Source organism: Gordonia amicalis NBRC 100051 = JCM 11271 (assembly GCF_000332995.1).
In the GTDB taxonomy this organism is placed as follows: Bacteria; Actinomycetota; Actinomycetes; order Mycobacteriales; family Mycobacteriaceae; genus Gordonia; species Gordonia amicalis.
The window spans coordinates 1-10,737 of record NZ_BANS01000070.1 but is presented as its reverse complement, the minus strand read 5'-3'; the positions used below and the strand labels follow the sequence as shown (position 1 = coordinate 10,737).

At 59.4% G+C, this 10,737-nt stretch carries 6 protein-coding genes, 1 pseudogene and 1 other annotated feature; of the genes and pseudogenes, 3 read left to right on the top strand and 4 right to left on the bottom strand.

Features of this window, described 5'->3' with window-relative positions:
* Window positions 1-185: 185 nt before the first annotated feature.
* A pseudogene (locus GOAMI_RS22855) lies at window positions 186-1,142 on the bottom strand (IS3 family transposase); the annotation flags it as partial.
* Window positions 726-857: a sequence feature (AL1L pseudoknot), on the bottom strand. (Overlaps the previous pseudogene by 132 nt.)
* A gap of 859 nt (window positions 1,143-2,001) precedes the next feature.
* On the opposite strand from GOAMI_RS22855, the gene GOAMI_RS22025 reads away from it, so the two are divergent.
* The 3 genes from GOAMI_RS22025 to GOAMI_RS22015 are packed head-to-tail and all read left to right on the top strand — an operon-like array spanning window position 2,002 to window position 7,455.
* Window positions 2,002-3,666, top strand: coding sequence for a GTPase (locus GOAMI_RS22025; protein ID WP_006438853.1), 1,665 nt, complete (start codon window positions 2,002-2,004; stop codon window positions 3,664-3,666).
* 19 nt (window positions 3,667-3,685) lie between these two features.
* Window positions 3,686-5,800, top strand: a complete 2,115-nt coding sequence (locus GOAMI_RS22020; RefSeq protein ID WP_006438852.1) for a LeoA/HP0731 family dynamin-like GTPase — start codon at window positions 3,686-3,688, stop codon at window positions 5,798-5,800.
* On the top strand, window positions 5,797-7,455 hold the full coding sequence (locus tag GOAMI_RS22015) for a GTPase domain-containing protein (RefSeq protein WP_006438851.1): 1,659 nt from the start codon (window positions 5,797-5,799) through the stop codon (window positions 7,453-7,455). Before GOAMI_RS22020 ends, GOAMI_RS22015 begins: the two co-directional genes overlap by 4 nt.
* 62 nt (window positions 7,456-7,517) lie before the next feature.
* Here GOAMI_RS22015 and GOAMI_RS22010 read toward each other — a convergent pair whose 3' ends face one another.
* The 3 genes from GOAMI_RS22010 to GOAMI_RS22000 all read right to left on the bottom strand — a co-directional run.
* Window positions 7,518-8,849, bottom strand: coding sequence for an McrC family protein (locus GOAMI_RS22010; RefSeq protein ID WP_006438850.1), 1,332 nt, complete (start codon window positions 8,847-8,849; stop codon window positions 7,518-7,520).
* On the bottom strand, window positions 8,846-10,300 hold the full coding sequence (locus GOAMI_RS22005; RefSeq protein WP_006438849.1) for an AAA family ATPase: 1,455 nt from the start codon (window positions 10,298-10,300) through the stop codon (window positions 8,846-8,848). The genes GOAMI_RS22010 and GOAMI_RS22005 overlap by 4 nt, the downstream gene beginning before the upstream one ends.
* Before the next feature lie 13 nt (window positions 10,301-10,313).
* On the bottom strand, window positions 10,314-10,737 hold a 424-nt coding region (locus GOAMI_RS22000), incomplete at its 5' end, for a hypothetical protein (protein ID WP_006438848.1).

The window sequence follows — 10,737 nt, the reverse complement described above, 5'->3', positions numbered from 1 at the left end:
CCGTTGACACCTGCCGCGACGGCTCCGGCCGCCCCGGCGATCGCATCGCCGGCCGAAGTGCACGATCAGCACGCCACTGCCGACGAACACCTACCGCCACATCGCTGGTCTTCCAACTCCAGTCCGCCGTAGCCACCGCGAACACCTCCATGATCATGGTGTTGCGACGACCAGTTGAATCCGCCTTGACTGCCCGCATCGCTGTGGTGCACCAAACCTGTTGCAGTAAAGGAGAAGTCAGTCCTGCGCCGTGTGAACAAGGCCTGCTCGAGAACGCTGGTCACCAGTGGAGTCGTCTTGCTCGTCATCACCCGCCAGCCCAGGATCCGACGCGAGAACACATCGACAAGAAACGCGGTGTAGACGAACCCGGACAGGGTCCAGCAGTAGGTGAAATCGGCCACCCACCACTGGTCGGGACGCGATGGGAGCGACCACTGGCGATCCACCAGATCGGGGTGGCGCGGGGCGCGATCATCGCGTTGGGTGGTCACGGTCCGATGCGCGCCGCGCACCACGCCGGTGATGCCGCAGATTTTCATCAGCCGACCCACCTGATCGCGGCCCATCACACGACCGTCGCGGTGCATGGTGTGCCAGAGTTTGCGGACCCCGTAGACGCCGCGGTTGCGGTGATATGCCTGGTAGACCGCGTGAGCGTCGTACGCCTCGGCCAGAACGGTGGCCGAGACCGTGCCTGCGTGTTTGCGGGCGTAGTAGGTGGACGGGGCGATCTGCATCCCGTGCTCGCGGAGCACGCGGCAGATCGGGGCGACCCCGAACCGGTCCCGGTGAGCGTCGATATAGTCGACGATCACCGCAGTCGGCGGTCGACCTCCGCCGCTGCGAAAAACGCCGAGGCTGTCTTCAAAATTTCATTCGCCCTGCGCAATTCGGCATTCTCTTTGCGAAGGGCAACCAGCTCGGCGTCCAGTTCACCCACCGTCGTGGTTCCGCGCGAGGTCACGATCGGAGTGTTGCGTTCGATCCAGTTCCGCAGCGTTGCCTGGTTGATGTCGAGCAAAGCACCCGACATGCTCGCGCGCGGCGAGTTTGGAGCCGCCCTCAGCGGCGAGCCGGTCGTGATACATCCTCACAGCCCGCTCACGCGTTTCTTCGTCGAACTTCCTCGGTGCAACCATGACGACATTCTCCTGGTGAGATCACGGTCTCCACCAGACCCAGGACGGTTCACGATGGCTTCCCCTCGTGTGTGGAAGGTCGCCCGCGCACGTACCCAACCCTGCACACTGTCCCAGACTGCGACGGGATTATCTCGGCCCGCGGCCGCCCTCTGCATGCTCGATTCATACGACCAGCTCCGAGCTGGTGGTTAGGGATTCGAATCGCGCCGGCGTGCTGGGGTCCGTGGCCCAGCACCGCGAGACCTACTACTCTTCCTGACCATCAGTGAGGCTGGGGACCTTTCACAATCCGTTGCGGCGCGTGTCGGACCTAAGAACGATCTCACGCTGCAGATCTGATCGTCTGACCAATTCGCAGCAACCGGCCTGCCCTCACGCCTACAGCTATCAGGCGGCGACGGACGCGGTCGCAGCTGAAGTGCTGTCCCACGCCTCGGCTCAATCGGGATCAACCCCAGACCAGACCTTCGATGGACACGGTTCCACGTCCCTCGTTGGTGATTGTTCGCCTCTTCGACTTGGGTGACCCGGTCTGTCAGCTCCGGTCGACATCTTTACGAGCGCCGAGCGTGGTTGTCGGCGCCCGAATGTACTCTGCCTCTGCCCGAGACGTGGCACCAAGTGGAACGCACGATTGATCCAAACAGATGAATTTCATGTTCAGTTCCTCAGCTAACGAACGGCAGGGTACTTGCCGAAGTAGCGAATCGCCGACCGCGGGAACGTATCCCTGCACGGCATGCCGACCATCGATTCGCCATCGTCATCGCGATCCCGAAGTGACCTGTCGGGGCCGTCTCGTACACTTCGTGCAACTCGGTCATCAGTAGGACCACGTGCGTGAGAAGGGTTCGACGTGGAACACAACTTCCAGGGACTGCAGTACGCAGTCGAGCGCGCGGTCCGAAGCGGACAGCGCGAACTTGCCCAGCTCGAACGCTCGTTTGAGACCGTACTCGCGAGGTTTAAGGACGCGTCGGCCAATAACACTGGTGCGGCCCACCACCTGGCCGAAGACCTCACGCATTTCACCTCTGACTTCGAGACAGAGGTCCGTGGGCACCTGGATGCCCAGCGTGAGCGACTTGCAACCTTCAACGTCGCGTTCTTCGGACGAACAGGAGCCGGAAAGAGCACGCTTCTTTCGGCTTTTGGCGAACTCGACGGTAGTTACGTATCGCCGGGAGACAGTGACTGGACAACGGACGTCACAGAGATTGAATGGCGTGGCTGCTCACTCTGGGATACCCCTGGAATCAATGGCTGGGGTCGGACTCAAAAGCGCGCCGAACTCGAGGAGACTGCACGACGTGCCGTGGAGGTTGCGGATGTTGTCTTGCTGTGTTTCGACAATCAGAGCCAACAAGCGTCCGAGTTCGGCAAGGTTGCGCAGTGGGTTCAGGCCTACGGGAAGCCGACGATTGCGGTAATTAATGTCCGCAACCTCAGGTGGCGCCACCCCGCAAAGGTGAGAAGTGAATCGACGCGCAGATCGCTGTCACGGGCGGTTGCTGAACACGCCAACAACATTCGGACCGAGCTCGCCAAGATTGATCTCGGCAGCACTCCCATCGTGGCGATTCAGAGCAGGAGAGCGTTGTTTGCTCGGGCCCAAACGCCATTCAAGGGACCGGCCGAGAACGACTTCAGCTCAGATCGCGAGCAGTTTGGGATCGAGTACCTCGCCGAGTGGTCGAACTTCTCCGTCCTGGAAGATCTGATCGTCGCATCGATCGAGGAAGGTGGGGCAGAGCTCCGGCAGACCGCCCTGCGAGAAGGTTTGCGGGAGATCTTCCACTCCCGAGCTTCCGACCTCGCCAGTATCCTTGAGAACATCGACTCGCGAATACTGTTTACAGAGAACCGAATCGACCAATTCTTCGACACGCTCGGATATCTAGAGGGTGACGACCGGAACGCGTACATGGGCGTCGAGGGTCGTTTGATCCCCACGGTAGAAGTCGCACGAGGTAAGCCATTCACCGCCGGTTCCGTCGGGACGTTAGGCCGCCAGTTCGACCACCTCATGCAGTCACACTTGTCGCGCGTTCGTGAAGCCGCACTTCGACGTGCCGACGATGTGGTCAGTGCAGCAATCGACGCGAACACACCGCTCACGGATGAAGACTTCCAAGGTGTGTACTCAGCTGCTGAACTGCAGGCTGCCGTCGACGAGATATGGAAGGCAAAACAAGCATTCCTACTGCGCGAAATCGAGCTTGCGGTCTCGGATGTGGTGCCCGAAGTTGGTGACACGGCAACTGGCGGTGTTGCGTTCGAGGCCATCAGCGGCGCTAGTTCGCGCGCAGGTTTGGCCTTACAAGCGGCAGGTTTGGCGGCAGGCGCCGCAGCAGGTGTCATTGCTGTGCCGTCGATCGCTACTATCTGGAATCCGGTGGGCTGGGTTGGAACCACAGCCGCGATCGGGCTGGGCGCTGTCGGTCAGGTGGGAAAACCTTGCAGGACAAAGACTCGCGAAACGCGGAGAAGACGATCGTGCTGCCGCTCGCTCAGCAATTGAACGTGAGTCGCGACTGGCCGTGCAGAAGACCTTCGATTCCATCGAGAGGGATCTGCGCAAGCGGGGCGCGTCAGAAACCTGGAGCCTAGCCGGACCCGTCTTGGTGGCACTCCTGCAACAGGATCTAATGCTCAGACGAAGCAAGATCGAGATCGCGAAGCTGGCCGAAGTCCTTCAAGGACAGTCGACCAATATCGCCTACTCCTCTGCGGGGGTGGATGTCCTCGATGGTGCAGTCCGGAAGGTATTGAATTCACATGCTGTGCAATCGGCCAGTGAAGCCAATGTTCTTTTGGGCGAGAGCTGGTTTGAGCACAATGACGGACGGTCCTCAAGCAACGGAGAATTCACCGACGCACATCGCGCCGTCTTTGCCGAGCAACGCGAGCAAGAACGTCGCCAGCTGAGGGCCTGGCTCTCCCAAGTCTGGCAGGTGAGGTCTGAGCGTGAGATCGCTGAATGGATTGAAGCTGTCACCGACTACTCGTCTGACGACCTGGAGTTGAGGGATGCGGTCAACCAGGTCACAGCGAATGACCAGCGGAAGCCAGCGGTGGTCATCTTGGGGGACTACAGCGCCGGCAAGTCCAGCCTGGTCAAGCGACTGCTGGTTGAGATGAGCGGCTCAATTCCGGAGGATCTTCAAGTTCGTGGAAGCGGTGCGACGAGTTCAGTGCGTACGTACGAACTTGATCACATCAGGCTCGTAGACACTCCGGGATTTCAAAGTGGCCATGCCAACCACGACGAGCAAGCGCTCGGGGCGGTGGCGGGTGCGTCGCTTGTACTGGTTGTTGTCCACGTAAACCTGCTTATTGGTGATATGGCACTGCTCGAAGCGATTGTCAAAGGAACCGACGAGACGGTCGCGAAAGCCGGGCGAGTTCTGTATTTGATCAATCGGTCTGATGAGCTCGGGACCGATCCCACATCGGCTCCCGGGGACTATCTGCTGCTGCGGCGTCGCAAGGTGGAAGAGTTGATTGCCGCATTGGCGTCGCGGGGAATCACCATTGACCCATGCGAGGCTCACGCGTTGGCTGGCGACCCATTTGGTGTGGTCGGGAGTCGGATGGACGTCACTCGGGCAGATTTCGATGACAACCGTGATTGGGATGGCGTCGACCCGCTGGTTCGGACTCTTGACACCTTTTCTCGGAAGCAGTCGCAAGCCGCGTTGTTACGTGCGACTGTCGATGAGATCAGCAGCACGCTCATGGTTCGCCGAAACCAGCTGCGCCAGGCGGTAACTGAGCTGGAGCCTAAGTCTGCCGAATTCGGAGGAACCATCCAAGCAATCGCAAACGGTGAGCGCGACGGGGACCTTCTCGAAACCTCGATCCGTAACCGGCTACGGAGAATCCTGGAGCCGCACGCCGATCGTGCACGCCATCAAGTCCGAGCTGCGGGGAAGGATGAGATGGCACGATTGGAAGAAGTCACGGGTGCGTGGCTCCGGGATGACGAGTTGGCGGTCGAGTTGGATCGATTCATCAACCAGACAGGACGAGATATCGACCAGTGGTTTGAGACCCACTCGTCGACCATCGGACGCCGGATGAAATCTGCAGAACCTGCTGGCACAGTGTCGCTAGGCGTCGAGGAGACGTTCGTCGGGCCGGTCGACGGTGTCAATGCCGCGAAGGCGGTGGCAGGATCGGCGCACCACACGGCGAGGGTGGCGAAGGCGATCGGCAATCGAGACGCGATCTACAGCATTGGAAAGAGCCTCGGGGTGAAGTTCAAGCCCTGGGGCGCAGTCAAGGCCGGCGGGCGGGTGGCAAAGGCGGCGCCGATCCTGGCCGCGATTGGTACGGCTGCCGATGCGCATGCGCTGTATAAGGGCCACAAGTCTGGCAAAGATCGTGAGAGGGCTCGGAACGACGCGATCGATTTCATTACTCAAGCTGCCGAGATAGCCGAAACTCAGATTCTCGACGGAGACGGCAGGGACGGCCCCATTCCCGCACTCCGCGAGCGTGTTGCGGTGCTGGCGGAGCATCGAAACGCGATCGAGCAAGAGAATGCAGAAGTGCGCGCGACGCTGCATGCCATGGAGACTCAGATCGAAGGTTTGTCCGAGCTAATCGACATAGCGAACGAACTCTTCCCACAGGAACGGAGTACAGGGTGAGCAATTTCGACATCCAAGCCGCCAAGAAGTGGTTGGACGAAATCCCGGGCGGTTCACTGACCGATGTATTCGATGTTCAGTGGAAGCAATTCGCGTCGGAACCAAGGCCTGTCGCGACAGTCTTTGGTTCGTACGACACCGGCAAGAGCAGTCTAATTCGACGGTTGCTCGTCGATACCGGAGTCGAAGTTCCTGAGTGGTTGACGATCAGCGCACGCCACGAGACATTTGAGGTTCGGGGTGTTGTGCTGGCCGGTTGCGTTATCCGCGACACACCCGGTCTTGCAGTTGGCGCGAAGGACGTTCGGGGCGAAACCAACACTAAGTTGGCTCAGGAAGCAATCGGCTTGACGGACATCGCAATTGTCACGGTGACACCGCAGCTTGCCACAGGGGAACGGGAACTGATTCGGGATCTGATTGACAGCGGATGGTCCACCGACGCCCTTTGGTTCGTCATTTCACGATTCGACGAGGCCGGCCACGACCCGGATAGCGATCTCGACGGTTACAAGAACCTCGCGCAACGCAAGATTGCCGAGTTGCGGGAATCGCTTGGACTAGATCCCAACACACCGGTCTTTGTTGTCGCTCAAGACCCTTTCCAATATGCGGGCGCAGAACGGGATGTCGATCGAGATATCTGGGACGACACCCGCGACTGGGACGGGATGGCGGAACTTTCCGCGGCGCTCGACCGAGTCGGCGGCAGCGACCTTGGCTTGTTGCGGGCGGCCACTGAGCAGCGATTTTGGTCGCAGGTTGTCGCTACAGTGGTTGGGGAGTTGCGCGTCCAACTGAGAGAGTTCGAGACAGCCCTAGCAGATGCGAATGAGCTAACAGCTCGCCAAGATCAATGGGAGGCTGCGCTCGACGATCTCGATGCTGCTGCACGGGCTAGTTTGCAAGGAACCATAAAAGAAGCGATTCGATTCGCCGTGGTGAACTCGGATATCACCCAAGAGCAAATAGCTGCAGCGATCCAGTCTTCCCTAGAGGAGTGGTACCAAAAGGTGGGGCGGGACCTTGACCTGCTTCTGCAAGATGCTGAAAAGTCGGTCGACAGGCAACGCGTGGAGCCGTCGTGGAAGCGACTCGAGTCCTTTGTGGCCGCCGCGATCAGCAAGGAAACCTCTAACGACGTTCCGGATGTGACGCGCTTGGGGCCGATCCTGTCAAGCGTAGGACCGAAGGTTATCGCGGCCATCGTCGACATCGACGGTCTCATGCGAAAGCGGTCCGGACAGAAAGCGAAGGGTGGCGGTGCGGCTCGTCAGAGCGATGGGTGGTCACGAAGCGACACGGAGAAGGTTGCCAAGATGGCGCTCACCGCCGCGATCGTCATCGTGAAGTTGATTGACGAGATTCGTTCCAAACTGGCAACTGCCAACCAGTCACGCGAGCAGGAAAAGGCGCTAAAAGATCAACTGGAAGCGGATGCCACACTAGTTGCGCTGGATGAGTGGCAGAAGTCTCTCGATGAAGCCCGGAGAGTGATCACGGAGCATAGTGGCCTTGACGCCGAACTTGCCCTTGGGCTCGACGAGAGTGTCGACGCGCTCCGAAACGCGCTACGCCGGGCGAGCGAGTTGCACGAGATCGAAGATTCGTGCGCAACGCAGGCTTACGAAGACACGAGGGTCGCTAATGGCTGACGTCAAATCGGATGGGTCGAGCGTCGACACAAGATAATTCGCACGTGTCTTCGTTGGCGGGATCAAGGTGTGCCGAGGTGAGTTTGACTCGCTGGTCTGTGTCGGGCCGCGACCTTGTCGTCAGTTGCTGAATCTCCATTCGTTCCGAGCCATCTGTGCAGCGCTTGCTTAAAGGTGTCGAGGGGCGAGGAATCACCGCCCGACAGAGCGGCGATGATTCCTCTAATGGGGAGTGGATGCACGTGTATCTCGGCTAAGAGTCGGCCGCCCGGTCGAAACTGGATCGTTCGTGGAGTTGCTGACCCCATACTCGGATAGATCAGCATGGAGCGCGGGACTGACCCCCAACCGGGGTATGCCTGAGCATATGTTGTGAGTTGGTAGAGGTCACCCGGCGAGAGCGAATGTTCATCGTAGCGTTTGTATTTGGCGTCAATCGAGCAGGAGCGGAAGCCGTCTGAGATCGAGATGTCTGGGCGTATGGCGAATCCATCTGAGTCGGATCGAAAGACAGTCGAGTCATTGGTCTGGGGGAGTGTCACAAGACCGGCAGGCAACGACTCTCGCACCAACGTCGTGACGAACCGTTCGAACAGGCTGTTCATGTCGACTAGGAATGCCTGCGCGCGTGCCTGCCCGACGTTGAATATGTTGTCTAGGAAGCTGTTCTCCAACACGGCCAGCGACCACGTCAGCACCGTTCGGTAGCGTTCGTTTCGTCGATCGTATTGAAGCGTGCGCCGCGCGAATTCTGGGCTCGGTGGTGGCGTCGAGGCAGACCCGAAGAAGTCTTCGTGGGCGCGAGCAGTCATCGATCGAAGCTGGGGGGTGGACGTGAAGCGATGAGCAACACCCAACGCTGCAGCCACCACCCGATTCTCGAGGATATCGGTATCGAACTCTTCGTAGTCGCACGCAAGGGTGTCGAGCACTCCGAACTTCCGCAACGCTTGCTCCCGGAAGTTGAGACGACCTCTTATGTACGGAAGATCATCCTCGGCCGGTCTGTAGCCTGCGAGGAGACCCTGGCGATGTACGTCGTTCGCGGAATCGGTCAGGAAGCGGGCCAACATTTCAGGCATAGAATCGGACTTGCCCGGCGAGTGAAGATGCTTGAGCGAGGCGAGGACATCGTGCGAACTTCCCTCGGCGAAAGCCATCATCGCGAGGACGTCGAGTTCGTTGCCGGCGAGTTTGGGGACCACTCTCAGCGGCCCAACCCCAGGAACATCTACCGAACCCACCCACTGCGTGGCTGTCACTTCCACGCGGTCACCTGCTAACCAGCGGAGCTGAACTCTGCCCTTGAGGTGGTCAGCGGCGGCGGAAATCTCATGCTGGCGCGCGGGCTGGACCTCGAAGACTTCGCTCTCGTACTCAGTCAGCGTCCTCATAGAGGGTTAGCGACTCCGTACTCAGCCGCTAGCAGCTCCACCAACTGTTCGTCGTCCACCGGTACCAGGCGCTGACCGGGCGAATCGACGAGCGTATGCCCAAGGAACTGAGCAAGCTGTGCGTAGTCGTCGTAAACCAGTTCCTGCAGCAGCGGTATTACCTCCAGTCGGACGACCTGCGCGAAGTCGATGGGGTCGCTAATCGGCTCGCCGTTGTGCATGAAGAACGCATGACCAATCTGTCGGTCGCGCCCGGCGTACGCGGTGATCCTTTTGTTGAGATCATCGAGAAAGAGATCCAGCGCCAGAATGGTTGAGCCATAGGAGGCCTGACCTTCGAGCAAAGACGAGTCGGGCAGTATTTCCTCAAAAGCAAACCTCCGACGAAGCGCGGCATCGAGGGTGCGTATGGAACGATCCGCTGTGTTCATTGTGCCAATGATCAGCAAGTTCTCGGGTACCGAGAACCGCGCTTGACTCGTGGGTAGTAAGACCTCGGTGCCACGTTTGTCCGCCTCGATCACTGTGATTAGTTCACCGAAAACCCTGGGTAGGTTCGCGCGGTTGATCTCGTCGATGATCAGGAAGAATTTTTTGTCTGGAGATTTTGCTGCTTCTGCGCACACGTTTTTGAAGATGCCGTCGATACGAGCGAGTCGTAGCCCGCCGCCATCACTTGAGTCCTCGATCGGCCGGTATCCTTCAACGAACTCCTCGTACGTGTAGGAGGCGTGGAAGGTGACTGGCGTGACGGTTCCAGGCCCAGGTCCGTCGCTGTTCTGTTCGCCATACCATTGGGCGAATCGCGCAGCGCAGTATGTCTTTCCGGTTCCTGGCGGGCCGTACAGGATAAGTTGTTTCTTACGATCGAGCGCCTTGGCCCACTGCGTATAGCGGACCTCTTCAGCGTCGGTGTAGTTGGGCAGCTCAGCGTATGCGGTTCTCGCTGCCGGGCCAGTTCCATTCTCTAAAATGCGGGCGACGTCTTTTGTCGTAAGAGTCTGAAACGTGCTGCGCCAGCCACCGAAGCCCGGATCCAGCTTCCTGGCATGCGTGGTGTCCCAGTCGACTGCGACTGTGTGTCGACACTGATCCCGATCTGGAAGGTACTGATAGCCGTCGGCACGAACAGTGCCGATGCCGAGGATTTCAGTCGTTCCTTTATTGGCGACAACGTGGTTGCCGGGTTTCAGGTTTCGAAACTTCCAGATGTTCTTGGCAGCGAGGAGGTTTTGCCGGTCGGTGTTCTGCGGATAGGTGCGGGCAAAGGCCTTCGAGAACTCTTCGAATGTGTCATACAGGGACAGGTCGCCCAGCTCGTCCCAGCCGATGCAAATGTATTCACCGTCTAAGCAGTCCTGCCAGGCAGATGCTTGCTCACCGGGGAGACCTTGAGATAGACGCTCGACTCTGTTCGGTTGCCGCGGCCTCGTGCCGACGGTGGTTGCCAACCTTCTAAGAGGATCATTCGCTGGAATCCGTCGACGGAAGAGAGTTCCGGGTAGGCCTGCAAAGCCGTGTTGAGGGCTCTGTTGAGGCTATCGGGGACTGGTCTGGTTCGACGCCGAGCGCGACTGCGTAGTGTCTCATCCGTGACCCCGCGAAGACTGGCAAAATCTCGTCCGGGAAGTAGATGTGGAGGGCCTTCAGTACGACCATCGGCCAGACGCCTGTGACGGTCAGTGTTGCCGCTTCACCCCACTCGCCGGCCACGGCGAGGTCGAACAGCGCCGCGAACTCTGACCGTATGCTCGACCATGCCTCGTCGAGCGTGGCGAAGTCTTTCGGGAACTTCCATTCGCCGTCGTTGTGGTAGAAGATGCCGAACTTGTAGGCACTACCTCCCGAGATGCTTCCAATCTGCTTGGTGGCCGTTTCGAGCGCGTAT